Below are 26293 nucleotides of genomic sequence, written 5' to 3'. Positions count from 1 at the left end.
GGAGTGACCTATGAGTACGATTCCTGCCATTCAATCAGCTTATCAAGGCATTCAAAGTGGCATGCAAAGCCTGAACAAAAACGCTTTCGCTGTGGCAAGTGAATCAACCAAAGGCGGCGATTTCGTGACACCTATGGTCGATATGAATAGCGACAAGCTACAGGTACAGGCTTCAGCAAAAGCTCTGCAAATCAGCTCTGATACACTTGGCTCCCTGCTTGATATCAAAGTCTGAAAAAAATTTAATTCTGCTTAACTCCTAAATACTGGCAACAAAAAGGCATTTGACGCTACACTATAGTCGTTAACTGACTACGAAGCCCTATTTTGAGTTTATCCCCATACGTCGCGCTTGACGAAAAGATTATCCGTGCAGCGCTGAATCCCGAAATTATCTCTCAACTTGACAGCCTTCAGGTTTTCTCTGAAGTGACTTCAACCAACGATATTCTCTGGCAAAAAGCCCAAACGGGTATCTCGGGCACAGCAGTGTGTCTTGCAGAAATGCAAACCGCTGGCCGTGGTCGTCGTGGCGGTCAATGGGTTTCCCCCGCCAGTGGCAATATTTATCTGTCTTTAATGCGGTCATTAAACATTGAAGCTGTCCGCAATGGGCTTAGCATTGCCATCGGCATCACCTTGATTAATACCCTTCAGGCTGAGGGTATAGAAGGCTTGCAATTAAAATGGCCCAATGATGTTTTATATAAGCGACGTAAACTTGCAGGAATTCTTGTAGAATCACGTTACGGAAGCCAAAACTACGTTACCATCGGTATCGGCTTGAACCTTTCACTACCGGACAATTTACATACTGCCATCCCTCAGCCCGTTATCAGCCTGGAGCAACTTTGTGATCCGCTCCCCTGTCGCAATCGGCTGGCAGCCAAAATAATTCAAAATATGATTGAAACCCTAGAACTCTTTTCTCATCGTGGTCTTAGTGACTTTCTGCCTTTATGGCCACAATACGATGCCCTGCATAATCAGGCTATCAATATCATCAGCGAAAACGGACAATTTACCGCGCTTGCCTGTGGTATCAACGAACAAGGTGAATTACGGTACATGCGTGACCAGCAAGTAGCATACTTATCCAACAGCCACCTCAGTATCAGGTTTGCATCATGATCTTATTAGTCGATATTGGAAACAGTCAGATTAAATGGACCACGATAAAGTCCAAGGTATTGGCTGACTCACAACATTTCAGCAGACCAAAAACCGGTATCAAAGCAGCTTTGAATAAAGCGTGGAAATCACTTGAGGATATCGAGGCTGTTTTTGTCAGTAATGTTGCCGGCGACAAGATAGCCGCACAACTGACCGAATGGATAGACAAACAATGGAAACTTACACCAGTATTTGTGCAAAGTGAGAAAAGAAGGTTTGGTGTGACCAATGCCTACGAACAACCTGAAAAACTGGGAGTGGATCGCTGGTTAGCCATTGTCGCCGGTCGCCAGCATGCACGTCAGGTTACCTGCATTATTGATTGTGGCACAGCTATCACCGTGGATATCGTGACTGAAAAGGGACAGCATCAGGGAGGTTTGATTGTTCCTGGATTGTCGCTGATGAAGCAAATGCTGACCGATAATACCGATGCGTTAAATAATGTTGCACAAGAAAGTGAATTTAATTTATTGGCAACCAATACCCATAGCGCTATTCAAGCCGGTACTTTGTACATGGTCACCGCCACCCTTGAAAACCTTATTAATGATCTGCAACAGAATTTCACAGATGAAATTCGATTTTTGATTACCGGTGGCGATGCTGAAGAATTAATTCCACTGCTGCCACAGCCACTAATTCACGAGCCTGATTTAGTTCTAAAAGGTTTGGCGCAATACGCCAGACAAACCAATCAACGCAATAAAAATAAGCCTGAGAAACAAACAGAATCAGAATCGTCGGTAGAAGAAGACAGCGTTGAAAATTCAACAGCATTGCCAGAAAACGCGAACTGAGATAAGCTTTCGCCCCCTTATAGGAGAACTGGCCGAGTGGTTGAAGGCGCACGCCTGGAAAGTGTGTATAGGTTAATAGCCTATCGAGGGTTCGAATCCCTCGTTCTCCGCCAAATTAATTTCGTTACATTAGGGCTTGTTGATCTTCATTGGCAATTTCCCAACCCTCGCTTTATCTGATTTTTTAAATGTGATGCTATACATACTTTTCATGCAATGGTTAATGTTGCGCATGGATATTAAGCATTTTTAGATTACAGAAATCAGCTTCAACATATTGAACCTAGTTTTTACTTCCCCTTAGCCGAACTGTTTGAATGAACAGACAATAATAAATTTCTTTATTTTTATTACCGCTATGCATGGCACTGAAATCAAAAAAAGCATAGAATAGCCAACTCTATGGTGGCCCAGCCGGTCTCCTCGCGACGATATGTTGGTTACCACGTCAGGCCCGGAAGGGAGCAGCGCAGCCATCGGACTCGGGCGCCGAGATTGGGCTGGTTTGGGTCACCACCCTTATACCACATTGGGTATCTGACAAGCTGCATGAGTTATCTGGTACTGGCCCGCAAGTGGCGCCCCAAAAAATTTGCCGAAGTTGTCGGCCAGCAGCACGTATTACGTGCGCTGATCAATGGTCTTGACCAAGACCGCTTACATCATGCTTTTCTGTTTGCCGGCACCCGCGGAGTGGGTAAAACCACATTGGCTAGAATATTTGCCAAATCTCTCAATTGTGAACAAGGCATCAGCTCTACTCCCTGTGGCGAGTGTAATAGCTGTGTTGAAGTCGACAACGGTCGTTTTGTTGATTTGATTGAAGTTGATGCCGCGTCGCGTACCAAGGTCGATGATACCCGTGAGCTGCTGGATAATGTTCAATATGCGCCCAGTCGCGGACGCTACAAAGTCTATTTGATCGACGAAGTCCATATGCTGTCTACCAGCAGTTTTAATGCGTTACTGAAAACACTGGAAGAACCCCCTCCCCACGTCAAATTCCTGTTTGCCACAACGGATCCGCAGAAATTACCGGTCACGATTTTGTCTCGCTGCCTACAATTTAATCTGCGTCGATTGGATATCAAACAAATTTCCGATCATCTGGCTTTTATTCTGCAGCAGGAAAATATAGATTTTGAAACCGAGGCTTTAAATCAGATTGCCTTTGCTGCTGATGGCAGTATGCGGGATGCTTTAAGTCTGCTGGATCAGGCAATAGCCTTTTCCGGTGGCAAAGTGACCACGGAAATTGTCAGTCAGATGCTCGGCAGTGTTTCCCAACAGCAATTAATTCAATTGCTTGACGCATTAGCTGCTAAAGATGCCCAATCACTACTGATACATATTGATGAACTCGCCTCTTTAGGCCGTGACTTTGTGGTGGTACTGGATGGTTTGATGACCAGTCTGCAACGCATTGCCACAATTCAATTAATTGCCGACACAGAATCACTTGATCAACAGGATGATGCGGCATTACAGAATTTTGCCAATGTTTTTTCCGCTGAAACGGTGCAACTGCTTTATCAGATTGCCCTGCATGGCAAACGCGATATGCCTTATGCAGCTGATCCACGTAGCGGTTTTGAAATGACCTTGTTGCGGATGTTGAGTTTTCAACCTCAGGCAGTAACTGTTAATGCGGGGCAGCCCCCCGTAAAAAAGTCGCAAGCCAATAGTGAATCAACGCCTGTTTCGTCAGCGGTAAGTTCATCCGTTGAACCCGCTGCAATGTATTCTTCCCCATCAGATTCAACGGTTACCCATTCTTCGAAAGCTGAGCCTGAGTCCGCCGAACCACCGCAAACTGCACCAGCAAAACTTGAGGTAAATGAACCGCCGGTCGAACCTGAAACGCATTCGACATTGGTCACTAATACTTCAACCGAAGTTGCGCCCAAAGAAACTGCATATTCTAACTCTGACGATGCATCACAGCTTCTCAATTTGACCACAGCAAACTGGACCGCGTTGATTGCACAATTAAAACTATCCGCATTTGCCAGGCAATTGGCAGATCATTGTGCCTATCTCCGTTCGGATAAAAATAAGATTTATCTTTCCGTCGCATCTGAATTACAACATCTGGCAAATGATAAATCGGTTGCAAAACTGCAAGCAGCTGTCAGTAAACAGCTACAGTTTGAAGTCACATTAGTGTTCACTGAAACAACTGATACGGAAAATGTCCCGACATTAGCTGCTGAGCGCGCACAACAGGCCGCAGAACTTCAACAAAACGCAGTTGATGCCATTCACAATGATCCTGTGGTTGAACAGATCAAAAATGCATTTAATGCCCGTATAATCGATACAACAATTAAACCCTTATAACTTTAAAGAGGATCTCCTATGAAAGGTGGATTAGGTAATCTGATGAAACAGGCCCAGGAAATGCAGGCCAACATGCAAAAGGCTCAGGAAGAACTGGCCAATGTCGAAGTCACTGGCCAGGCTGGTGGTGGCATGGTGCAAATCACCATGACCGGCAAACACGATGTTAAACGTGTGAGCATTGAAGACAGCCTGTTTCAGGATGATAAAGAGATGCTGGAAGATTTAATTGCAGCAGCTGTTAATGATGCAGTAAAACAGGTCGAGAAAACCACCCAGGAACGCATGGCCGGCATGATGCCTCCCGGCATGAAATTACCTTTCTAATTCAGATATGGCTACTCTTGGTCCCAGCATTGATCAACTGATCCAGGCTTTACGCTGTTTACCCGGCGTGGGGCCAAAATCAGCTCAGCGAATGACGTTTCATTTACTGGAACGTGATCGTAGCGGTGGGGAACATCTGGCTGAAATGCTGAGCAAAGCGCTGGCAAATGTAAAACATTGTCAGCGCTGTCGTATTTTAAGTGAAGAAGATATTTGCAGTCGCTGTAACGACAATTCACGCCGTGAAGATCAACTGTGTATTGTGGAGATGCCCAGTGATGTGATTGCCATTGAACAGGCGACGCATTATCAAGGACAGTATTTCGTACTGACCGGTCATTTATCTCCGTTGGATGGTATCGGACCTGAAGCATTAGGCATCCCCGATCTCATTGCGCGCTTTGATCAGAAAATCGTCACTGAAGTGATTCTGGCAACCAATCCAACGGTCGAAGGCCAGGCTACAGCTCACTATATAAGTGAAATAGCGCGTTCAAGAGACATACATGTAACACGGTTGGCACATGGTATACCATTGGGGGGTGAACTTGAGTATGTTGACAGTGGTACACTGTCTCATGCATTTGCTGGGCGAGAAAAATATTAACCGATCCAAACAATATTAGAGTGGATTTACATGACGGAAATCTATACCGCATACGACTCATTAAAAAACTTTAACGGTCTCATCCACCGCCAGCCGTTGTTTATTTCCAAAAAGCTCGATGTCGACAGTTATCACCTGACTTTTCTTGATACCGAAGGCAATCCTCTGGGTGAAGATGCACCAGTTCCGGATTTTCTATCGCAGCTTTCTGACATATTGCAGGCGATAAATCATAATCAAAAAACCTTATTAACTATTCCTGGTTCGTGGCAAAAAGCACTTTTTGAGTATGAAATGCCTGGAATTGATCTGATTATTGAAGCGAATGATCGTTCAATAACGAAACCAGCCAGTTCACATGTCAGTTATGCGGAAAGTGCCAAGAGTAATGTCGGTAATGGTCGGACCCTGTTAATTGATCTGGAAGAGTTCTCTGAAAACGAGATATCTGAAAATCTGCCAAAATGGCGCCAGCAACATCCCGTGTTGTGCGCTTTAAACGTCAATGCCTTCTCACAGTTCAGTCTCTGTCAGTTACATAATATCGATCTACTCCAGGGATTTTTCTACACGCTGCCAGATCACAGTATTGATAAGAAAATCGCTCCTGCTGCACAAACGCTGATGGAGCTTCTGGTCAAGTTGCAGGATCCTGAAGTAGAGGTTGATGAACTGGCAGAAATTATTAATCAGGATGTGGCATTAAGTTATAAATTGCTACGTCTGATTAACTCAGCTTTTTTTGGCCTCCCGCGTGAAGTTGGTAGTACCCGCCAGGCTATCGTGATGCTGGGTCAGAACAAAATTAAAACCTGGGCAAGTCTGTTATGCCTCTCTGGGCTTGATGATAAACCCAATGAACTTCGAACCGCCGCAATGATTAGAGGGCGGATGTGTGAATTACTGGCGAAATATTACAAAGGCCATGCCGACGTATTTTTCGCAGCGGGTTTGTTTTCCACACTCGATGCGTTAATGGATAAACCGCTCGAAGTGCTGTTGCAGGACCTGCCATTAAGCGAAGAACTGCATTCAGCGCTTTTACATAAAGAAGGTCCGGCAGGCAGTGCTTTGAACCAGGTACTGAATTATGAGCGCGGTAATTGGTCCGCGATTGATTATTCAATAGTGAGTGCTGATGCATTATTGGCTGCTTATCTGGATGCACTTTACTGGGCGAAAGAGTTAAATCTCCAGTTAAACGATTAATGGCTATAAGCTGGTTAGCAACTCCTGAGGAAAGCCCTTTTCCACCCGTTGATCAGGCGACATCCCATGGTTTGCTAGCAGCAGGTGGAGATTTATCCATCACCCGTCTTCTCAATGCCTATCGTCATGGTATTTTCCCCTGGTTTAACGCATATGATCCGATTTTATGGTGGAGCCCTGATCCGCGAATGGTGTTTCATACCGATAAAATGCATATCAGCAAAAGCTTAAAAAAGCATTACGTCAAAAACCATTCAATATTACATTTGATCAGGATTTTAAGGGGGTCATGCAGGCCTGTGCTGCACCCAGACTATTAAAGTTGCCTGTTGAGCAGCATGAAACCTGGATCCATAATGAAATGATTTCGGCTTATATGGAACTGCACCATGCCGGATATGCTCACAGTGTGGAATGCTGGCAGCAGGGAGAGCTCGTTGGAGGAGTTTACGGTGTTGCAATTGGGAAAATGTTTTTTGGTGAATCCATGTTCAGCTTTAAAACCAATGCCTCAAAAATTGCTTTAGTAGCCTTGGCTCAGCAGCTAAAACAATGGGGTTATCCTTTGATTGATTGTCAGGTGTATTCCGAACACCTATCGCGTCTTGGCGCCGTCCCCCTGCCAAGAGAAATTTTTGTGCAACAAGTACAAAAACTTTGCGCACTGCCCGGCCAAACTGGCTATTGGCAAACCACGACTCTTCCTTTTTCCTATGAGCCTTGATTTTTATCAGGATCGTCCGCATGCCTGTTCTTATCTTGAAGACAGGCAGGCGCGAAATATTTATCCCGACCCAATGCGGCCGCTGACAAATGCCTTATACAGTCAATTGATTCAGCATGGATTCCGCCGAAGTGGAGAACATGTTTATCGTCCATTTTGTCAGGCATGCAATGCCTGTATTCCGGTAAGAATATCGGTTAACCATTTCCGTCCTAACCGAAGCCAACGACGCTGCCTGAAAAAAATGATGACGTCACTCTAAGCATCCGGCCAGCTGTGTTTAATGATGACCATTATGATCTTTATCAACGCTACCTGGCGCATCGCCATGCCGGAGGGGGAATGGATAACCCAAGCAAAGAAACCTATCTGCAGTTCCTCACCAGCAGCTGGAGTGATACGGCATTTATAGAATTCCGAACGCCGGAAAAACTGCTGGCTGTAGCGATTACCGATTTTGTAAACGACGCTGCTTCAGCGTTCTATACGTTTTTTGACCCTGAATATTCTGCGAGAAGCTTGGGCACTTTTGCAATTCTGAAACAGATTGAATTAGCGCAACAACAAAATTTGTCCTGGTTGTATTTAGGCTATTGGATTGGTGAAAGTCCTAAAATGCGATACAAGAGCCATTTCTCCGCTTTACAGCAATTTGATGGCCAATGGCGAGACTTCGATAAAAAAGCTTTGAATAATCAGTAATATTACGGCAAAATGGATCTTTTAATAGTTAGGTAAAATCAGACCTGTATGGCAAAAGAAGATCATATTGAATTCGAAGGCACTGTCATTGACACCATGCCAAATACCACTTTCCGGGTTGAACTGGAAAATGGTCATGTTGTAACAGCACATATTTCGGGAAAAATGCGTAAAAACTACATCCGCATTCTGACCGGTGATAAAGTGACTGTGCAGCTGACACCGTACGATTTAAGCAAAGGCCGCATTGTTTATCGCGCCCGCTAACAGCTAAAAGTAACAACTTCTGTCACTAATAGTTGTTGTTAAATTCCGTTTTTAATGCTGTCTCCAGGCAGCTGCAATTGCCAAACCTAACATCCCCAAAAAGGTCAGCAACGTCCAGGCAGGTATACTGAGGGTCAGAAATGTCCAGGATATTTCCGCACATTCCCCTGAACCGCTCAGCACCATGGACAACGCATCGGTCAACGGAAAGTTTTCCATAATAAAGCCCATTCCAGGGCCGCAACTGGGTACCTGATCGGCAGGCAGACTCTGCAACCAGACATGTCGTGCTGAAACTGCCGCGCCTAGTAATGCCGTTAAACCAATCAGAGCTGCATAAATTGTAGTACCTGTTTTCGCCGGATTATGTATCGCTGCTATCAGAAAAAATATCCCGGTAACCATCACAAATACGCGTTGCAAAATGCACAGCGGACAGGGTTCCAACTCCATTACATGCTGCATATAAAGAGCAGCCAGAAATAAGCTGAAACAAAATAAAAAACCGCCAAACAATAGCTTGCGTGTGGTGATCAAAACGGTTTCCTCCGTTGGATTAATTTGTGCTAAGTTAACCTAAAAACCGCATCAGATAAAGGGTTAAGTCATGTCAGAAAATAACTTCGAAGAAAAGTTCACAGCAGCCTATGACAAAATGATGGAACGCATTCAGCATTTTTTTGAAGAATCAGAAACCAATGCTGTTCCTACCCTGAAACAACGCATTGAACTGGCAAAATTACGCGCTATAGAATTACGGGAAGTCACCGCAGAAGAAGCCGATAAAATTGCCTATTATGTTGAGCGCGATTTGCATGATGCTGCGGAATATCTGGAAACAACGGGTAAGGAATTTTCCACCTGGTTTAATTTTGATTTACAGCTCGTTGAAGCGCGGCTGTATGAATTATTCGCCTCTGTAGCAGACCGCACCCGACTTGAGCTCGGCCAGCTGGCCAGTCAGGCACAAATGGCTCAGAAATATCATACGGGAGAAGTTACCGGTATAGGCACTTTGGTCTGTGATTCCTGTGGTACAGAGATGCACTTTAAGAAAACAGGTCGAATCCCTCCTTGCCCGAAATGTCATCACACGGAATTCAAGCGCCCTCCAAAATAAGCTTTAAATAAAATCTTCCGGCCAATAGAAAGCACCTTCTGCAATCAGCTCACAACAGACATCGGCTAATACTGGGTATTTGCGTAATTGCTGCCAGTCCTTATGGTCGAGTTGAGATTTGGTGGTTAGCCACGAAAGCGTTTTCACTGCGGCCAACTCAACAGAATACGCTTCACCAGCAACAAATAAATACGCCGCAGCAGTATCGTTATGCCAGGCAAAGCGTAAATACACATTGCGTTGTAAATACTCGCCGTTGTTAAAGCGTCTATCCAGTTCGGCCAGCGTGGGTTTATCAGAGATAAACTCGTCAGCCAGCTCCTGTAAGGTTGATTTGGTTTCCGTGACCAGTCGGCCTACCGCTAAAACCATAAAGCCAGAGTTTTCATTGATGGTTTTCAGCAATAAATTCTGAAACCGCTTTACTGCATTGCCATCAATTTCCGTTGTTGAAGACACTGTGCTTATATCGGCATCAGCATAAAGTTGTTCAGGAATATCCTGCTCTTGCAGTGTATGACTGAAAGCATCCAGCAACTGTAACTGCGATGGGGCCCTAAAACCTACTGAAAACGTCAGGCATGGATTTAATGCCACACCATGATGAGCATAGTGCGGTGGTAAATAGAGCATATCCCCAGGATTCAAATCCCATTGCTGATCCGCTGAAAACTGCTGCAATATACGTAAATCTGTATCACTTCTGAAAACCGCATCAGTTAAAGGTTTATCACTGATTTGCCAATGTCTGGTTCCCTGCGCCTGCAGTAAAAAAACATCATAACTATCGGTATGCGGTCCAACTGAGCCGCCCTCCGGTGCATAACTAATCATTACATCATCTCGACGCCAGTCGGCAATAAAATCAAAGGCAGTTAGCAGCTTCTGTATCGGTGGATAATGTTTATCCATATCCTGCACCAGTAACGTCCAGTGAGTTTCCGGTAAAGCAGCAAAATCATCCTCATCAAAAGGACCGTGTTGCAGTTGCCAGGGCCTCTCACCAAACTCTTCAATCAAGCGTGATTCGATTTCTGCTTCACCTGCAAACGCCGCTAAATCCTCTTGCGTCAGATCACTGACGGGCAGCGGAAATGCCTGACGAATCACCAACGGTTTCTTTTGCCAGTATTCATCGAGAAACTGCTGCTGAGTCAAGCCGGTATTAAAAAACGCTGTCATAAGCTTCCTGCATGAAACTGCAACTGAGGGTAAAGTCTTGGGCCTTCATTGTGAATAACGACCCGACTAATAGCGGCATAAGGCACTTGAATGCGAAACATTGCCTCCAGCGGCATCGCTAACACCTCGGCGAGAATAACGCGAATAACTCCGGCATGAGCGACCAGCAAAATATGTTTATCGTTATGCGATTGCACTAAGGTTTGCCAGGCTTTTTGAATACGCCGTTGAAACGCTAATAATGATTCGGCATTGGCTGGGGTATTTTTTATCGGGTCATCATAGAAGGCATAAAACGCTTTTTTATTCTGTTGCTCCAATTCGCTGGCAGTTTTACCTTCCCAATCACCAAAGCCGATTTCTATAAATGCCGCATCACATTGCAATGAAATCGCATGTTTGTCAGCAAGTTCTTTGGCAAAATCTGCGCAACGAATCAAGGTGGAACTGACTATTTTTTGCCAGGGCTGTTTATTTTCAGTTGCAGAGCGCATCTGCTGCCAACCTAACTCACTTAAAGGATCATCCAGTTGCCCACGATAGCGCATTCCGCCCTGGGGTTCTCCATGACGCATCAAATCGATCACTAAAGCCATTGTTAACCAATAATTTCAACTTTGAGAATGACGTTATCCACCGCTGTGACCTGGACTCGAGTTCCCGTAGGACAATCGGGGCCGTGCACTTTCCAGGTTGAATCGTCGAGAATGACTTTCCCCTGTCCATTCACAATAGGATTAGTCAAGGTGATAATACGGCCAACATGTTGTTCGCCGCGCCGGTTTAATAAAGGTTCATCTGTGGCGATGGGATGTTTAGTGTAATAGCGACGCCACAACACAATACTGAGCACCGACAATACCGCAAACATCAACCATTGAAACTGCCAGGCAATCTCAGGAAACAGCAGCAACACCAGACCGGTGAGAAATGCCGCGATTCCCAGCCACAAAGCAAAAAAACTGGGCAGAATAATTTCCAGTGTAATCAACACTACTGCTAATACCCACCAGTGCCAGAAGTCGATAATGAAAGGCATATCAGTTCTCTTTACGCACGAAGGCTTCTTTAGCCAGTTCGGTAATACCTGCCAGTGAACCGATAACACTTCCAGCTTCCAGCGGCATCATGATGATTTTGTGATTATCGGCACTGGCCATATCTTTGAGCGCTTCAATATATTTTTGTGCAACAAAATAATTTACTGCCTGCACATCGCCCTGGGCAATCGCTTCAGAAACCATGGTGGTGGCTTTGGCTTCCGCTTCTGCCAGACGCTCACGCGCTTCCGCATCCCGAAATGCCGCTTCACGACGGCCTTCAGCATCAAGTACTGCAGCCTGCTTTTCACCCTCCGCCCGCAAAATTTCAGATTGACGATGGCCTTCAGCTTCCAGGATATTTGCGCGTTTAATCCGCTCTGCTTTCATCTGACGGCCCATGGCCTCAATCAGATCCGCGGGTGGTTCGATATCCTTAATTTCAATCCGGGTAACTTTAATGCCCCACGGGGTTGTTGCATCATCGACAACCGTTAGCAGTCGAGTATTGATTTCATCACGTTTGGATAGCAGTTCATCCAGATCCATTGACCCCATTACTGTCCGCACATTGGTCATGGTTAAATTCAGAATGGCATTATCCAGACCACTGACTTCATAGGCTGCTTTTGCGGCATGGATCACCTGATAAAACACCACTCCATCAACTCTTACCATCGCATTATCCTTGGTGATAATACCTTGAGAGGGCACATCCAATACCTGCTCCATCATGTTGATGCGTGCGCCAACCTTATCAATCACCGGCACAATGATATTCAAACCTGGTCGCAAGGTTTTGGTATAGCGGCCAAACCGTTCAACCGTATATTCCCAGCCCTGGTCTACCGACTTGACGCCCATTAAAACAAGGACAATGGCCAGTACCAGCACCACGATAACAAATAGCGAAAAACCTTCCATTACTCTGCTCCATTGCGACATTTAATGTTCACTGGATGATACCAGCAAAGAGTATTATCAGGGCCTATTGATTGTTCATAGCTGCCTCTGTTGTGACTGAAAATGCACCAATCAAGGCGCGAGGAGTGAAGTTTGTGAGATACATCCATGTATCTCACGCCATTGGGGCTGACGCTCAAAAAAATACTCCCGGCGTTTTTGTAGTCATTCTAAATAAACTATGAGCAACGAATAGTGGTGCATTTTAAGCCACAACCCAAAGGGCTGGGACTATATTTGGCTTCAACGGTGTTGAAAATGGTTCATGTAAATTGGCTACATTTCACCATTTCCGTCTTGCTGAAGACAAATATAATCTCCAGCAGTGGTGGCTATGAACAATCAATAGGCCCTTAGATCTTGGACATTTTTGGGTCAGCGTTAGACAATAGACGACATGATCATTCGGAACCACTTTATATGAAATCTTTGAGCCTAATTCGTAGCCTGTTTTTTGTCGCTTTAATGAGTTTTGGGGCCGCAGCACAGGCTCAACAGTGGTATCACGTTGAATTGATCGTTTTTGAAGTACTCAATCCATCTGATAACGAACAGTCGCCGGTATTTACCTTGCAGGATCCTGCTCCTTTGAAAGTGGGTATGGCCAACAAAGTCATTCAACCAGACAGTAATAAAAATCTGACAGATATTTCACAACGGCTGCGTAATTCAGCCGGCTATCGGGTCATCAGCCATCAAACTTGGCAACAGGCTGTGGGCAGTCGCAGTCGGGCACAAGCTGTAGCGATAGACTCTGATCGGGTTCAAGGACAAGTACGTTTTCATATCGCTACCTATTTACACGCGAGCCTGGATCTATGGTTGCGGGATGGTGTGCGCTCAGTGGAAAGCGATTCGTATCATACTTTGCATCAGCCACGTTTAGTGGAATTGCGCCGTATCCGTAGTAAGCAGGTGCATTATTTTGATCACCCGCGGTTTGGCGCTATTCTGCAACTGATACCGGTATCAACACCGGATCAGGTGCTCAGCAATATGACCGAGCCAGAAACCTATTCCCTGCCGTCTGAAGGTGAAGCTACAACAGCGGAATAACCCTTTTCAACAATCGCCTTACCTGCCCCATCGAGTCATCCATGGTGTCCAGTATGGCTTCTATAGTCAGGGGTGTGAACTTAAACCAGCCGCCTGATTAGCCACGACGGCAATACTGGCATAGGCAATATTTAATTCCCGTGCCAACGCCGCTTCAGGCATGGCCGTCATGCCCACCATGTCAGCACCATCTTTTTTTAATCTCTGGATCTCTGCCGCGGTTTCCAGTCTCGGTCCCTGGGTTACCGCATAGGTTCCGCCATCGATCACTGTCATTTCTTCACTATTGGCAGCAAGCTGTATTTGCTGGCGCAGTGTTTCATCAAATGGGTAGGTGAAATCAATATGCTTATCGGCTGAAAAATCTTCACTGGCAAAACTGGATTCCCGCCCCCAACTGTAATCAATCAACTGATCTGGCAATGCAATGGTTCCCGGCATATAGGTATCCGTAATACCACCCACCGAAGCAACAGCGAGTATTTGTTCTACCCCTAACTGATGAAGCGCCCAGATATTCGCCCGATAATTAATAAGATGTGGCGGAATCGTATGATGTTCGCCATGTCTGGGTAGGAAAGCCACCGTTTTATCGGCATAACGACCAATCATTAATGGTGCGGAAGGCTCGCCAAAAGGAGTTTCCCGCTGCATTTGTTGTTCAAGGACCAAGCCCTCCAGCTGGCTTAACCCACTGCCTCCAATTAATCCAATCATGATGCATTCTCCTTGACGGCAAAGATGCCCGGCGCATTGCGTAAATAGCCTTTGTAATCCATACCAAAACCGAAAACATAACGATCAGGAATTTGTAAGCCAATATATTCCGGCTGAACGCCATATTTATTACTGTGCTGTTTATCTGCCAATACCACTGCTTTTACAGAAGTCGCGCCAGCCTGCTGACAAAAGTTACGCAAGGCGGCTAATGTAATGCCCTCATCGTAAATATCATCCACTAACAACACATGCCTGTCATTAAGATCAATATTCGGTTTGGCCCGCCAATTCAGTTCGCCACCCACTGTTTTATCACCATAACGTGTCGCATGAATATAGTCTGTTTCAAGCGTAAACTGCAGTTTTGGTAATAAATGCCCCATGGTCATCACCGCACCGTTCATTACGCAGAGCAGCACAGGATTTTTGTCGAGATAATCCCTGTTCAGCTGCATGGACAGTTGCTCAAGACTTTCATCAATCGCCTGCAGACTAAATAAACACTCTGCTTCGGGCATTATCTGATTCATTTACTTCACCTATCGGTATCAACATCAGGCAGTATAATAGGCTGTTTTGATTACAGGAAAGCCAAAATGGCACGTTTTTGGCCGATTCTGCTGTTTATCGCGATTTTTATTTTCGTCTGGCTGCAGCCTGAAAAACCGCAATCCGACACTAATGCGTCGGAAATATCCTCTCCGCAGCGGGTCATCAGTCTTGCCCCCAGCATTACTGAAACGCTGTTTGCATTGGATGCGGGTGATAAAGTGGTTGCGGTAACCGACTACTGTCAATACCCCATCCAAGTGAAAAAGCTGCCCAAAGTTGGCGGTTATCTGGATCCAAATCTGGAGCAGATTGTTCGCTTGAAAGCCGATATGGTTATCCTGCTGGAACGCCAACAAAGCTTAAATACGCAGCTGCAGCAATTGGGGATTCAAACGCTTAGTATCGATAACTCCAGTCTGGCCGGCATTCGAAACAGCATCATCGATATTGGCTCCGCAGTTGATAAAGTGTCATTGGCCAAAAGCCTGGTCAGCGAGTTTGATCGTAGGCTAGAAGCAATTAAACAGAAAATCCAAGATCAGCCTGAACCGACCGTTTTACTTGCAATTGCTCATAGTTCACATACACATTTTCTGGATAAGGTATATATCGCCGGACAACAGGATTTTTATAATGATTTATTGTTTTTTGTTGGTGCAACAAATGTCTATCAGGGGCCAAATATAAAAGTGCCTGCGGTTTCCACAGAAGGCCTGTTAAGGCTTAATCCACAAATCATTGTCGATATTTTTCCCGGCGAAGAAGTGTATTCACCCGATCTCACCAAGCTAGAGCAGCAATGGCAGAGGCTGGATAAAATTGATGCCATCAGAAATAAACGGTTACATATTATTCAAGCCGATTATGCGGTGATCCCCGGTCCCCGAATCATTCAACTGGCAGAGGATCTCGCCCGGATATTTCATCCACAACTGGATTGGGATTCATCTAAAAATGATTAGCTGTAGCAATATTTCGGTAAAGGTCGGCGATAAAACACTGATTGAAGATATCAATTGCGATATTGCCCGTGGCGATTACCTTTGTATTGTGGGACCTAACGGCTCTGGCAAAAGTACTTTTTTGAAAACCTTATTTGCGCTTCTGCCTGCGTCCGGGGGAAAAATATCTATTGATGGACAAACGCTCTCACATTACAGCCATAAAAAACTCGCCCAACTCATCAGTTATGTGCCGCAGACTGGTGGCAGTCACCTGAGTTTCAATGTTGAAGAATTTGTGCGGATGGCAAGATACAGTTATCACCATGTCTTTTCTGAGTGGCAATCGCAGGATCAGGACGCAGTAGAAAATGCGCTCACTATTACCGACAGCCAACCCTTTCGCTTGCGTAAAATGTCGACTCTCAGTGGTGGAGAGTGCCAACGGGTAATGATTGCCGCGGCCCTGGCCCAGGATACGCCGGTTTTGATGTTGGATGAACCCACTGCCTTTCTGGACCCCCATCATCAGGTTGCCGTACATCAATTGATCCGCAAACTGAATCAGCAACTGCACAAGACTATTATCGAAGTGACCCATGATATCAATCATGCCGCGCAGCACAGCAAACACGTAATGGCATTACTGGACGGTAAATGTTTGTGGCATGGTCCAGCTGAAAAGTTTTTAGATGCTGAGCGGTTACAGCTGCTTTACCAGCAAGCGTTTGTTTTTGCCAAACATCCGCATCATGATCGGCTAATTGCTGTGGCTGATGAGTCATGAGCATAAAACTTAAACTCATCGTATTAAGTCTGTTTACCTTTCTGGTGGTAATTATCAGTCCATGGCTGGATTTTTCAGCGGCTGGTTCGGCAGAAATCCAGCAAATTATTATCTATGAGTTGCGGATCCCAAGGGTGTTATTTGCATTTACGGCGGGCTGTGGTCTGGCATTGTGCGGCATGGTATTTCAGGCAATGTTTCGTAATCCGCTGGCAACACCATTTACCCTCGGCGTCGCCAGCGGTGCCTCATTAGGAGCAGCGATCAGTGTCTATACGGGTATCAGCTTTACGATTTTAGGATTAAGTGCCACCAGCCTCAGCGCCTTTGCCGGTGCGTTAATCGCCATCAGTTTTGTTTACAGTATCAGTCGGTTTCGCTTTGGTTTTTCCGGTGAAACCTTATTGTTAACCGGTGTTGCTATCAGTTTCTTCTTTTCTAGTCTGATTCTGTTTATTCAGTATCTCAGCAATGTTGCCGATTCATTTCAAATTATCCGCTGGTTGATGGGCAGTTTAACTGTCGTTGGTTATCAGGAATTAAAGCAATTATTACCTTTTGTTACGCTGACGGCAGTAGTGATTCTTTATCTGAGCCGCGAACTGAACCTGTTAATGGCCGGTGATGAAATAGCCACAAGTCGGGGCGTTTCGGTGAAATACGTACGCTACGCATTATTCTTTGTGACTTCATTGTGCGTGGGGGCTATCGTTGCTTTATGCGGCCCGATTGGCTTTGTCGGTATGATGGTGCCGCATATCTGCCGATTGATTATCGGTGAAGATCATCGCTATCTGATACCGGCGACATTGCTTTTTGGCGGCAGCTTTCTGGTGATTTGCGATACGCTTGCCAGATTGGTTATTGCCCCTGCAGAACTACCAGTCGGTGTCATTACGACGCTATTGGGCGGACCGTTTTTCCTGTGGTTATTGATGCGATATAAATCGCTGCGTTAAACAGCACCTAGCCCTCGGCAATTTCCTGCATCAGCTGTTGCGCTTGTTGATAAAAAATAGCCATCTGTTTTTTATATTCTTCACTAAATTGTTGATGATGCAGTTGCATTTTATGGTGCAGTTTTCGCAATCTATCGTGAAACGCTCGTTGTTTTTCTAAATTAATATAACTGCCACAGCTGGACAGACAATTAGGGTCAAGCCCGCATTCATAGCGGTTAATGGTTTCTTGATGTTGCATAATTAATTCAACATGTTGATCCAGCTTGGCATTGTGTTCGGGTAAACTTCTTTCCAGTTTGTGCAGAATGGCTATTAATCTCTGAGTATGATGGGTCCAGGAATCTGCATCGGCCAACCAGCGAAGATGATCAGCCCGCCATTGTTCACTTTCAGCTTTGAGTTGTTGTAATTCATCCATTTCACACCTCAATGTGTTGATTGGTACAATCATTTACTGCTTGCTAAAGCTTACTGTCAAGTGAGCATACACGACCTGAGAATTTCCCTGTAAAATATAGGGTTTTGACTCTTTATGGAATATTTCTATGGCTCAAACTGTGGTCTGCGCATTGTATGAATTTGTCACTTTGGATGATTATGCTGCGATTAAACCATCGCTACTCAAATTCATGCTGGATCATGAAGTTCGTGGCACTTTATTGCTGGCGCAGGAAGGAATAAATGGTACCGTCGCCGGCTCGCGTCAATCTATTGATGCATTGCTGGATTATTTGCGCGCCGATTCCAGATTAAAGGATTTAAGTTACAAAGAGTCTTATACCGATACTCCGCCCTTTTTACGTAGCCGGGTGAAATTAAAACGTGAAATCGTCACAATGGGTGTCGAAGGCATCGATCCGAAACAGTCGGTCGGCACCTATATCAAACCCAAAGACTGGAACAAATTGATAAGTGATCCCGAAGTCTTACTGGTCGATACCCGTAATGATTACGAGGTAGAAGTTGGCACTTTCAAAAACGCGGTTAACCCTCACACAGAAAGTTTTCGTGAATTTCCGGAATATGTAAAACAGCACCTGGATCCGCAAAAACATAAAAAAGTTGCGATGTTCTGTACTGGCGGAATTCGCTGTGAAAAATCCACCGCTTATCTAAAAGAACAGGGGTTTGAGGAGGTTTATCATCTGGAAGGTGGCATTCTCAAATATCTGGAAGATGTGCCTGAACAGGAGTCGCTATGGGAAGGTGAATGTTTTGTATTCGATGAACGGGTCACCGTGAACCATAGCCTCGAAAAAGGTGAATACGATCAATGTCACGCCTGTCGGTTACCGATCACCGAAGAGGACAAGCAAAGTGAAAAATATCAGCGCGGTGTGTCATGCCCACATTGTTTTGATAAAACTACAGATGATCAGAAAGCCCGCTACGCAGAGCGTGAGAAACAGATTCAGCTGGCCTTGCAACGTGGTGAAGCGCATATCGGCATGGAATCCAACGAAGCTGCTGAATTACATCGTCTGGAGAAAATCCGCCGTAAAGAGCAGGATCGACTCGCTGCCATGAAAAAACACCATCGATGAGATTATTCACTGCCCTGCTTTTTTATGTCCTGATCATTCCGCTTGGTTTTGCTCAAACTCAAAACGGACAAGCGGCAATTGCTTCAGCACATCCCTTAGCAACCCAGGCCGGTTTTGAAATTCTGCAAACAGGTGGCAACGCCTTTGATGCCGCCATTGCAGTAAGTGCAGCGCTTGCTGTCGTTGAACCTGCTGGTTCTGGCCTTGGAGGTGGTGGATTCTGGTTATTACATCGTGAAACCGACCAACAACAGATTATGCTGGACAGCCGTGAAACAGCCCCCTCCCAGGCACACCGTGATATGTATCTGGATAACAACGGTGAAGTGGTTCGTGATTTATCATTAAATGGGCCTCTGGCGGCTGCCATTCCGGGAACCCCCGCCGCATTGGATTATTTAACCCAAAATTATGGCAATCTACCATTATCTATCACCCTTGCACCTGCAATTCGTTATGCCAGAGAAGGTTTTGCCGTCACGCCACGTTATCAACGCTATATGGGATTCAGAAAACAGGCGTTAAATGCCGAAGCTAAAGCGATATTTTTGGATGGCGAAGAAATTCCCGCTTTAGGTTCCATGATTATCCAGCAGGATTTAGCCAACACTTTGGAAGCCATAGCCTTAAAAGGTCGGGAAGCTTTTTATCAGGGTGAAATTGCCAAACAAATGGTGAAATCAGTACAAGCCGCGGGCGGTATCTGGACAGAACAGGATCTGTCTGATTATCAACTGAAAATCCGCCAGCCAGTAAAGACTCAAATTGCAGGTTATACCATCACCACTGCAGCATTGCCCTCGGCAGGCGGTCAGTTAATAACTTTGATGCTGAATCAATTGAACACACTGGATTACTGGCAGGCTGACCAGCAACAAAAGCGACATTGGCTAATTGAATCCATGCGTCGGGCTTATCGAGAACGCACCGTTCATCTTGGTGACAGTGATTTTATTGATGTTCCGGATTATTTACTGGATCCCGCTTATGCTGCCCAGATAGCTGAGGACATTGATCCCGATAGCGCCAGCAAAAGTGATGAATTAGCTGATGCGTTCAGCAATAAAGGCCAGGACACCACACATTTTTCGATTGTTGATCAAGATGGCAACCGGGTATCAGCCACGCTGAGTATCAACTACCCATTTGGCAGTGGCTTTGTAGCTGGAAATACCGGTGTTTTGCTCAATGATGAAATGGATGACTTTTCTGCGTTAAGCGGTAGCCCAAATGCCTATGATTTGGTGAGTGAATCCGCCAATGCCATTGAACCGGGCAAACGTCCACTTTCCAGTATGACACCAAGCTTTGTCGAAAATGAACAGCGATTGTTGGTCATTGGTACACCCGGAGGCAGCAGAATTATTACCATGGTGATGCAAGGCATATTACATTTTATGGAAGGTCACGATGCTGAAGCAATTGTGGCTGCGCCGCGATTGCACCATCAATATCTGCCAGACCGAGTTCAAATGGAAACACCCGGTCTGAGCGAGGCGGAGCAACAGGATTTAATAAACCGAGGCCATCAACTGGATGTGTTAAATCGTCAATTTGGCAATATGCAGGTCATTGTGGTCGATAAAAAGACAGGCAAACTCAGCTCCGCCAGTGACCCGCGCGGTGAGGGTATGGCAAAGACTGAGCAGATTATCGTTAGAGACTGAAGGATTACAGTTTCATCTCAGATGGCATGATACCTTTTCTGGATTGAACCAACGCACTGCCTTCCAACACAATCAACGCAATCAACGTCAGTGAAATAGGCACTAATGCAAACCACCCTAATACCGAGCGTTGAATAAAGCGCATGCTTTCATCCGCTTGTGCCATCAATAAAAATGAGCCGATACCAAATATAACTCCCGCCACGAGATAAGCGCCCAATAAATACGTACTGCGTTTCCAGGCCAGTTTCCAGTGAGCCTGAACCAGTACTGTCTGATCTTGGGAGTTGTAGGCTTTGTAGGCTATGGAGCCAATCATAATCAGCGAACCCAACAGCGATAATGAGAAAATCAGCCACAGGTTTTCGGTACCAAACAGAATCGCCGGAACCAGGAAATGAAATATCGCCACGTTGAACATTAAGCGCTCATGTGGCTTACTGGCGTCATGGTAGATTTCAGACATAAAATGCTCCTCTGTTTATAAAGGCCGTTTTGACATGGTGCACCTGATTGACAGTCATTGCCATCTCGACTTTAACGATTTTGACAAAGATCGAACGGACATTCTGCAAAACTGTGCCAGGTCAGGTATAGAAAAAATTATCATCCCCGGCGTTACGGTTAACAGCTGGCCCAAACAAATCGAGTTATGTAACAATCATCCCATGTTATCGCTGGCCTTGGGCTGCCACCCGATGTTCATGGCTGATCATCAGGAGAATGCAGCACAGCTTCTTGAGCAAGCCGTTAAGCAATATCAGCCTATTGCCATTGGTGAAATTGGTTTGGATTTTTATGTAGCTGATGCCGACATCGCCTCTCAACTTATCTTATTTGAAGCACAGATTGATATTGCCGTTCAGTTTGCTTTGCCGGTTATCCTGCATGTACGCAAAGCCCATGATGACGTTTTAAAAGTACTTCGCCACAAAAAATTATCCGGCGGCATCGTGCATGCTTTCAGTGGCAGTGCCCAACAGGCAGAACAATACCGTAAACTTAACTTTTTATTGGGCATCGGTGGCGCATTAACTTATCCACGGGCTCAGAGACTGCAACGCCTGTTCACTGAGTTACCGCTCTCACAAATTGTGTTGGAAACAGATGCACCTGATATGCCGCTTTGCGGTCATCAGGGAGAACGCAACACGCCTGAAAATATTCCGGTTATCATGGAAAAACTAAGTCAATTGCGCGATGAATCAGCGGAGTATATTGCTGAAATCACCACAGCAAATTGTCGTCAGCTATTCAATATCTGATCAATCGTGATGTTCAGTAATTCCACCTTCGGTAAATAAATAATCACGCAGATGTTGGTCCATTTTTTTGTCCTTGCGACGAATCCATTCCAAAGCCATCGCAGCATGTTCTTTCTCTTCGTCACGATTATGCTCGAGAATTTTCTTCAACTCAGGATCTTTACAGGCATCAACCCGCTGGTTATACCAATCGACCGCTTCAAGTTCTTCCATAAGCGAAACTATGGCGCGGTGCATATCCTTTGTTTCGTCTGATAATTCGCTAAACGGCTCGTGATAACCTTCGTTAGACATATACAATTCCTTAAAGTGAATAGAACCCAGATAAAAATAGCATGTCTATTCCGATAGCAACAATAACCTAAATCAATTCAGGACTTTCCATGACGCAAGGCAGCACTGAACGAATACTCTACACCATTAACTCAGTCATTCTTGGTAAACAGCAACCCGTCAAACTCGCCTTAGCATGCCTTCTGGCGCGGGGACATTTATTAATTGAGGATCTGCCGGGTGTTGGCAAAACCACTCTGGCTCATACTCTTGCCACAACGTTGGGACTCCGTTTTCAACGGGTGCAATTTACCAGTGATATGTTGCCGGCAGATATTCTTGGGGTATCCATTTATGACCCCGAAAAACATCAGTTCAGTTTTCATCGCGGTCCCATTTTTACTCAACTTCTATTAGCCGACGAAATTAATCGGGCCTCTCCCCGCACACAAAGTGCGTTACTTGAAGCAATGGAAGAGCAACAGGTTACGATTGAAGGAGAAAGTCATCCTCTGGAAGATCCTTTTTTCGTTATTGCGACCCAAAATCCCGCTCATCAGATTGGTACCTTCCCTCTGCCCGAATCACAGCTGGATCGTTTTCTGATGCGTATTCAGATTGGCTATCCGGATAAACAGGCTGAACGTGCCTTGCTGACCGGCGAAGACAGACGTCAAATGCTCAAGCAATTGCAAGCTGAAATTACGCCAACCCAATTAATCCAGCTACAGCAAGTAGCCAGTAAAATTTCATTAAGTGATGCGTTGATTGATTATGTGCAGGCCTTATTGGCTTACACCCGAAACAGCGGTCAATTTTACAATGGTCTGTCCCCACGCGCCGGACTGGGCCTGATTCAGGCCGCTCGAGCCTGGGCCATGATCAACGGACGGGATTTTGTTATTCCAGAAGATGTGCAGGCGATTTTCCCCAGTATTGTGCAACATCGACTGCAAGCGCGAGAACAACTGCAATCTGCAGAATGGGCTGCCGATATCCTGCAGCAGGTAGCGATTCCCTAATGTTGCGCCAATATTGGCAGCGCTGGCGTCAACAGCAACGCTACAGGGTATTTATTTTGCCCAGCCGGTATGGATTGAGTTATTCGATATTGATTGTGGTGATGTTGCTGGGTGCCATTAACTACAACAACAGTCTCGGTCACCTACTGTGTTTCCTGCTGGTTGGCGTCGGCCATGTAGCCATGCATCACAGTTATCGTAATGTCCGCCAGCTGGATTATCAACTGGGCCGCGCTGAACCGGTTTTTTGCCAGCAGCCTATTTTATTGCCACTGAACCTGACCAATCAAAGTCCACGACCTATCCGACAATTGGATATCGCTTATCTGCCATCAATATCACGTTCAGGGTGGTGGCCGCTAAAACAATTTTCCCGGTATCTTCCTGTGTATAAAGCTCCTCAGCTTGCTGCAGAACAAACCAGCCTGCATCTGATTCCAATACCGACCGATAAAAGAGGCTGGCAGGATTTAGGGCGGCTGAGGCTTTCCAGTGTCTACCCTATCGGATTATTGCTGAGCTGGTTTTTTATTGATATCCAGCAACGGGTGCTGATTTATCCCAGGCCAATGGGCAACAAACCATTGCCACCCCTTCTGCTATGGAAGATTCCGGAGATTTGCAGCATCAACAGGGTCTCGATGATTTTGCCGGTTTTCATCGCTATCGCGTGGGGGATGCCAGACAACATATTGCCTGGAAAGCCCTGGCTCGGGATGGCATTTTACGAACTAAACAATTTAGCAGTCCTTCCGGACAAAAAATGTTGTTCAACTGGGATGATGTTGCGGATTTACCGGATACCGAAGCGAAATTATCACAACTTTGTCAGTGGATTTTGGCTGCTGAGACCGCTGGAATGCAATACGGTTTAATCCTGCCTGAACATACGATAGCGATAGATTCCGGCAACCAGCATCGTCATTTTTGTCTGCAAAGTCTGGCGCTTTATGGCCAATAAACGTTCAGCTGAAATCCCTTCGAAATCGTCCATTCATTGGTTAATGGTGACATTGACGATTATCGCCATTCCGCATTTTTTCTATCAACCGCTATGGGTTGCCGCGATATTTCTGTTGATGATGGGCTGGCGGTTAATGAATAGCTGGCAAGGATGGCCGTTACCAGCGGATAAACGCCTGTTAAAAGTGCTGCATTCCATCGGCGCGATATTGACCATTGTGCTGGTGTTTTATAGTTATGGGATTACCATTGGCCGCGATGCAGGGGTGGCGTTACTGACCACCATGGCGGCCTTCAAAATGGTTGAAGTAAAAAATCTGCGTGATGTTTATCTGAGTTGTTTCATGGGTTTTTTCCTGATTATTACCCATTTTTTCTTCAATCAGAGCATTCCAATCGTCATTTTAATGCTGGTCAATGTGATCCTGCTGACCAGCTGTCTGATTACTGCCAATGAATCGGACAGCTCCATAAAAAATCGGCTTAAACAATCAACTGTGATGGTTTTACAGGCCATGCCTCTGATGCTGTTATTGTTTGTGCTGTTTCCTAGAATTTCTGGCCCTATCTGGGGCTTGCCAAATGACGCTATGGATATCCCGGATAGTCTGCCCGACAGTATGACGTTAGGCGAAGTACCACCGCAGAACAGTGCCGTGACCGGCATGGCAGACAATATTACGATCGGCAATATCAGCCAGTTAATTCAATCCGATGCCATAGCCTTTCGGGTGAGGTTCGACGACAATCAGTTTCCCGAGCGCCAAGACTTATATTGGCGTGGTCCAGTGTTGTGGCATACCGATGGCAAGCGCTGGCTGCCATTAACTGACAATCAAAAACGTTACGGAAACGACACGAAAATTCATGTTGCCGGAGAGCCTTTTTCTTACAGCATGACCCTGGAGCCCCATGACAGGCACTGGTTATTTGCCCTGGATTTCCCCACAGACTATCCGCAAACCATGCAGACCCGTCTCAGTCCCGATGGAGAGTTAAATAGCAGTAACGCAATCAAACAGCGCACTCAATATCAGTTAAGTTCTAATACTGACTATTTGTTTAACCCGCAAAATGATCCCTATCTGCAATATGGATTAAATTTGCCAGAAGCTCGTCATCCAAGAAGTCTGCAGCTGGCACGGAGTCTTTTAGAAAAAAGTCCAACCGATCAGGCCTATATTGAAGCCGTACTGAATTATTTTCGTCAACAGGATTTCAGTTATAGCCTGACGCCACCAGCACTGCGCGGCGATACCATTGATCAGTTTCTTTTCGAGAGTCGCCAGGGTTTTTGTGAGCACTATGCCGCCAGTTTTACCGTGTTAATGCGCGCCGCAGGCATTCCGGCGCGCATTGTGACGGGTTATCAAGGCGGAGAAATAAATCCGGTAGATCAGGTGCTTACGGTACGACAGCGCGATGCCCATGCCTGGACAGAAGTCTGGCTGCCACAACAGGGATGGATCAGAATCGATCCAACAGCTGCCGTCTCCAGTGAGCGTGTCGACTTTGGGATCCGGGATTTATTGCCGGCTGAACGGCGTTCTCCTGCAGCAATAGCCAACAATGATCGCTTGGTAGAATTGTGGCAATCAGCAAAGAATAACTGGGATGCTTTGAATAGCGCCTGGGAAATGTGGGTCGTCAGTTATGGTCCGGATCGACAACTGCAGTTGCTGGAAAAACTCGGCATGCATCAACCGGACTGGGAAAAAATGATTCGCTGGCTGGCCATTGGTATTGCGCTGATATTTGGCTGGATTGCCTGGACAACTTTGAGATTAAAAACCATACCTCAGGATCGAGTACAACGTTTTTATCAGAAATTCTGCTTTAAACTTGCACGGCATGGCGTTGTGCGTCAGGCCCATGAAGGTCCGGAAGATTTTTCCCGTCGCGCTCAACTGGCGCTTCCGCAGCATCAGCAACAGATAGCCATGATAAGTTATTGTTATATGCATTTACGTTATCGCGGGGAAGCTTTAGAAGATGATTTTATCGAGTCGGTCAAAAATTTCCGTCCACACCGATAGATGGCTTTACCCACCTCTGAAAATTGCCTAGTACCCTGACCGATTCGTTGC

General features: G+C 45.7%; 33 protein-coding genes, 1 tRNA gene, 1 other RNA gene and 1 pseudogene. 24 read left to right on the top strand and 12 right to left on the bottom strand.

The genetic code is table 11. The features are described from left to right. Window positions 1–10 precede the first annotated feature (10 nt). From AC08OG_RS04720 to infA, 13 genes and pseudogenes are all read left to right on the top strand, one after another. Entirely contained in the window at window positions 11–235 is a 225-nt protein-coding gene (locus AC08OG_RS04720) for a hypothetical protein (protein ID WP_014706468.1), read from the top strand. 92 nt (window positions 236–327) lie between these two features. Beyond that, window positions 328–1131 (top strand): biotin--[acetyl-CoA-carboxylase] ligase, encoded by an 804-nt coding sequence (locus tag AC08OG_RS04715; RefSeq protein ID WP_482930164.1) that lies wholly within the window; start codon window positions 328–330, stop codon window positions 1129–1131. Continuing rightward, window positions 1128–1973 (top strand): type III pantothenate kinase, encoded by an 846-nt coding sequence (locus AC08OG_RS04710; RefSeq protein WP_482930163.1) that lies wholly within the window; start codon window positions 1128–1130, stop codon window positions 1971–1973. Before AC08OG_RS04715 ends, AC08OG_RS04710 begins: the two co-directional genes overlap by 4 nt. A 22-nt stretch (window positions 1974–1995) precedes the next feature. After that, window positions 1996–2086: transfer RNA gene (locus AC08OG_RS04705), tRNA-Ser, on the top strand. Window positions 2087–2385: 299 nt separating this feature from the next. After that, an RNA gene (gene ffs, locus AC08OG_RS04700) (signal recognition particle sRNA small type) lies at window positions 2386–2482 on the top strand. 40 nt (window positions 2483–2522) lie between these two features. Further along, window positions 2523–4313 (top strand): DNA polymerase III subunit gamma/tau, encoded by a 1791-nt coding sequence (gene dnaX / locus AC08OG_RS04695; protein ID WP_482930162.1) that lies wholly within the window; start codon window positions 2523–2525, stop codon window positions 4311–4313. A gap of 18 nt (window positions 4314–4331) precedes the next feature. Further along, window positions 4332–4640 (top strand): YbaB/EbfC family nucleoid-associated protein, encoded by a 309-nt coding sequence (locus AC08OG_RS04690; protein ID WP_014706464.1) that lies wholly within the window; start codon window positions 4332–4334, stop codon window positions 4638–4640. Between the two features lie 7 nt (window positions 4641–4647). Next, on the top strand, window positions 4648–5247 hold the full coding sequence (gene recR / locus AC08OG_RS04685) for a recombination mediator RecR (RefSeq protein ID WP_482930161.1): 600 nt from the start codon (window positions 4648–4650) through the stop codon (window positions 5245–5247). A gap of 30 nt (window positions 5248–5277) precedes the next feature. Next, window positions 5278–6456, top strand: coding sequence for an EAL and HDOD domain-containing protein (locus AC08OG_RS04680; protein WP_482930160.1), 1179 nt, complete (start codon window positions 5278–5280; stop codon window positions 6454–6456). After that, window positions 6456–7180, top strand: a pseudogene (aat, locus tag AC08OG_RS04675) (leucyl/phenylalanyl-tRNA--protein transferase). The gene AC08OG_RS04680 and the pseudogene aat overlap by 1 nt, the downstream one beginning before the upstream one ends. Beyond that, the gene (locus tag AC08OG_RS04670) at window positions 7170–7442 is read left to right on the top strand and encodes a hypothetical protein (protein ID WP_482930159.1); all 273 of its coding nucleotides are present in this window, start codon (window positions 7170–7172) and stop codon (window positions 7440–7442) included. The pseudogene aat and the gene AC08OG_RS04670 overlap by 11 nt, the downstream one beginning before the upstream one ends. Window positions 7443–7522: 80 nt before the next feature. After that, on the top strand, window positions 7523–7882 hold the full coding sequence (locus AC08OG_RS04665) for a hypothetical protein (protein ID WP_482930158.1): 360 nt from the start codon (window positions 7523–7525) through the stop codon (window positions 7880–7882). A 48-nt stretch (window positions 7883–7930) separates the two neighbouring features. Next, entirely contained in the window at window positions 7931–8149 is a 219-nt protein-coding gene (gene infA / locus AC08OG_RS04660) for a translation initiation factor IF-1 (protein ID WP_009726411.1), read from the top strand. 51 nt (window positions 8150–8200) lie between these two features. Here the strand turns inward: infA and AC08OG_RS04655 are convergent, their stop codons facing one another. Beyond that, entirely contained in the window at window positions 8201–8686 is a 486-nt protein-coding gene (locus AC08OG_RS04655; protein WP_482930157.1) for a disulfide bond formation protein B, read from the bottom strand. Window positions 8687–8756: 70 nt separating this feature from the next. Between AC08OG_RS04655 and AC08OG_RS04650 the strand changes: the two genes are divergently transcribed. Further along, window positions 8757–9269: a zinc ribbon-containing protein gene (locus AC08OG_RS04650; protein WP_482930156.1), complete on the top strand. Its 513-nt coding sequence runs from the start codon at window positions 8757–8759 to the stop codon at window positions 9267–9269. 3 nt (window positions 9270–9272) lie between these two features. Here AC08OG_RS04650 and AC08OG_RS04645 read toward each other — a convergent pair whose 3' ends face one another. The 4 genes from AC08OG_RS04645 to AC08OG_RS04630 are packed head-to-tail and all read right to left on the bottom strand — an operon-like array spanning window position 9273 to window position 12415. Continuing rightward, a complete protein-coding gene (locus AC08OG_RS04645; protein ID WP_482930155.1) occupies window positions 9273–10451 on the bottom strand; it encodes a cupin domain-containing protein in 1179 nt (392 codons plus the stop codon). Then, window positions 10448–11047: a histidine phosphatase family protein gene (locus tag AC08OG_RS04640; protein ID WP_482930154.1), complete on the bottom strand. Its 600-nt coding sequence runs from the start codon at window positions 11045–11047 to the stop codon at window positions 10448–10450. Before AC08OG_RS04640 ends, AC08OG_RS04645 begins: the two co-directional genes overlap by 4 nt. Window positions 11048–11049: 2 nt before the next feature. After that, window positions 11050–11490, bottom strand: coding sequence for an NfeD family protein (locus tag AC08OG_RS04635; RefSeq protein WP_318988524.1), 441 nt, complete (start codon window positions 11488–11490; stop codon window positions 11050–11052). A 1-nt stretch (window position 11491) separates the two neighbouring features. After that, complete coding sequence (locus tag AC08OG_RS04630; RefSeq protein ID WP_014706454.1) at window positions 11492–12415, bottom strand: SPFH domain-containing protein; 924 nt, start codon at window positions 12413–12415, stop codon at window positions 11492–11494. Between the two features lie 459 nt (window positions 12416–12874). On the opposite strand from AC08OG_RS04630, the gene AC08OG_RS04625 reads away from it, so the two are divergent. Continuing rightward, on the top strand, window positions 12875–13510 hold the full coding sequence (locus AC08OG_RS04625; protein WP_482930153.1) for a CsiV family protein: 636 nt from the start codon (window positions 12875–12877) through the stop codon (window positions 13508–13510). A gap of 66 nt (window positions 13511–13576) precedes the next feature. Here AC08OG_RS04625 and AC08OG_RS04620 read toward each other — a convergent pair whose 3' ends face one another. Beyond that, entirely contained in the window at window positions 13577–14227 is a 651-nt protein-coding gene (locus tag AC08OG_RS04620; protein ID WP_482930152.1) for an S-methyl-5'-thioinosine phosphorylase, read from the bottom strand. Then, on the bottom strand, window positions 14224–14760 hold the full coding sequence (locus tag AC08OG_RS04615) for a hypoxanthine-guanine phosphoribosyltransferase (protein WP_318988520.1): 537 nt from the start codon (window positions 14758–14760) through the stop codon (window positions 14224–14226). Before AC08OG_RS04615 ends, AC08OG_RS04620 begins: the two co-directional genes overlap by 4 nt. Window positions 14761–14826: 66 nt before the next feature. Between AC08OG_RS04615 and AC08OG_RS04610 the strand changes: the two genes are divergently transcribed. The 3 genes from AC08OG_RS04610 to AC08OG_RS04600 are packed head-to-tail and all read left to right on the top strand — an operon-like array spanning window position 14827 to window position 17469. Further along, a complete protein-coding gene (locus tag AC08OG_RS04610; RefSeq protein WP_482930151.1) occupies window positions 14827–15744 on the top strand; it encodes an ABC transporter substrate-binding protein in 918 nt (305 codons plus the stop codon). Continuing rightward, window positions 15737–16510 carry an ABC transporter ATP-binding protein gene (locus tag AC08OG_RS04605; protein WP_482930150.1) on the top strand — a complete coding sequence of 258 codons (774 nt, stop codon included), beginning with the start codon at window positions 15737–15739 and terminating at the stop codon, window positions 16508–16510. Before AC08OG_RS04610 ends, AC08OG_RS04605 begins: the two co-directional genes overlap by 8 nt. Further along, on the top strand, window positions 16507–17469 hold the full coding sequence (locus AC08OG_RS04600) for a FecCD family ABC transporter permease (protein WP_482930149.1): 963 nt from the start codon (window positions 16507–16509) through the stop codon (window positions 17467–17469). The genes AC08OG_RS04605 and AC08OG_RS04600 overlap by 4 nt, the downstream gene beginning before the upstream one ends. Window positions 17470–17476: 7 nt before the next feature. Here AC08OG_RS04600 and AC08OG_RS04595 read toward each other — a convergent pair whose 3' ends face one another. After that, window positions 17477–17890, bottom strand: a complete 414-nt coding sequence (locus AC08OG_RS04595; protein ID WP_482930148.1) for a hypothetical protein — start codon at window positions 17888–17890, stop codon at window positions 17477–17479. Between the two features lie 127 nt (window positions 17891–18017). Between AC08OG_RS04595 and trhO the strand changes: the two genes are divergently transcribed. Further along, a complete protein-coding gene (gene trhO, locus AC08OG_RS04590; protein ID WP_482930147.1) occupies window positions 18018–19016 on the top strand; it encodes an oxygen-dependent tRNA uridine(34) hydroxylase TrhO in 999 nt (332 codons plus the stop codon). After that, window positions 19013–20683 (top strand): gamma-glutamyltransferase, encoded by a 1671-nt coding sequence (ggt, locus tag AC08OG_RS04585; protein WP_482930146.1) that lies wholly within the window; start codon window positions 19013–19015, stop codon window positions 20681–20683. The genes trhO and ggt overlap by 4 nt, the downstream gene beginning before the upstream one ends. Window positions 20684–20687: 4 nt before the next feature. Here ggt and AC08OG_RS04580 read toward each other — a convergent pair whose 3' ends face one another. Next, a complete protein-coding gene (locus AC08OG_RS04580; protein WP_482930145.1) occupies window positions 20688–21149 on the bottom strand; it encodes a hypothetical protein in 462 nt (153 codons plus the stop codon). A gap of 34 nt (window positions 21150–21183) precedes the next feature. On the opposite strand from AC08OG_RS04580, the gene AC08OG_RS04575 reads away from it, so the two are divergent. Next, window positions 21184–21948 (top strand): TatD family hydrolase, encoded by a 765-nt coding sequence (locus tag AC08OG_RS04575; protein ID WP_482930144.1) that lies wholly within the window; start codon window positions 21184–21186, stop codon window positions 21946–21948. On the opposite strand, the gene AC08OG_RS04570 is transcribed toward AC08OG_RS04575, so the two are convergent. Continuing rightward, entirely contained in the window at window positions 21949–22242 is a 294-nt protein-coding gene (locus AC08OG_RS04570; protein ID WP_318988511.1) for a ferritin-like domain-containing protein, read from the bottom strand. 89 nt (window positions 22243–22331) lie between these two features. Between AC08OG_RS04570 and AC08OG_RS04565 the strand changes: the two genes are divergently transcribed. Further along, window positions 22332–23243 (top strand): AAA family ATPase, encoded by a 912-nt coding sequence (locus tag AC08OG_RS04565; RefSeq protein WP_482930143.1) that lies wholly within the window; start codon window positions 22332–22334, stop codon window positions 23241–23243. On the opposite strand, the gene AC08OG_RS04560 is transcribed toward AC08OG_RS04565, so the two are convergent. Both AC08OG_RS04560 and AC08OG_RS04555 read right to left on the bottom strand, forming a co-directional pair. Further along, a complete protein-coding gene (locus AC08OG_RS04560; protein WP_482930142.1) occupies window positions 23240–23386 on the bottom strand; it encodes a hypothetical protein in 147 nt (48 codons plus the stop codon). The genes AC08OG_RS04565 and AC08OG_RS04560 overlap by 4 nt on opposite strands. A gap of 157 nt (window positions 23387–23543) precedes the next feature. Further along, the gene (locus AC08OG_RS04555; protein ID WP_482930141.1) at window positions 23544–23684 is read right to left on the bottom strand and encodes a hypothetical protein; all 141 of its coding nucleotides are present in this window, start codon (window positions 23682–23684) and stop codon (window positions 23544–23546) included. Window positions 23685–23844: 160 nt separating this feature from the next. Here AC08OG_RS04555 and AC08OG_RS04550 point away from each other — a divergent pair, with 160 nt between their 5' ends. Both AC08OG_RS04550 and AC08OG_RS04545 read left to right on the top strand, forming a co-directional pair. Beyond that, on the top strand, window positions 23845–24204 hold the full coding sequence (locus AC08OG_RS04550; RefSeq protein ID WP_482930140.1) for a DUF58 domain-containing protein: 360 nt from the start codon (window positions 23845–23847) through the stop codon (window positions 24202–24204). Next, the gene (locus tag AC08OG_RS04545) at window positions 24194–26242 is read left to right on the top strand and encodes a transglutaminase TgpA family protein (RefSeq protein ID WP_482930139.1); all 2049 of its coding nucleotides are present in this window, start codon (window positions 24194–24196) and stop codon (window positions 26240–26242) included. Before AC08OG_RS04550 ends, AC08OG_RS04545 begins: the two co-directional genes overlap by 11 nt. Window positions 26243–26293 lie beyond the last annotated feature (51 nt).

This window comes from Methylophaga sp. F7 (assembly GCF_056863975.1).
This window is presented reverse-complemented; position numbering and strand designations above follow the sequence as displayed.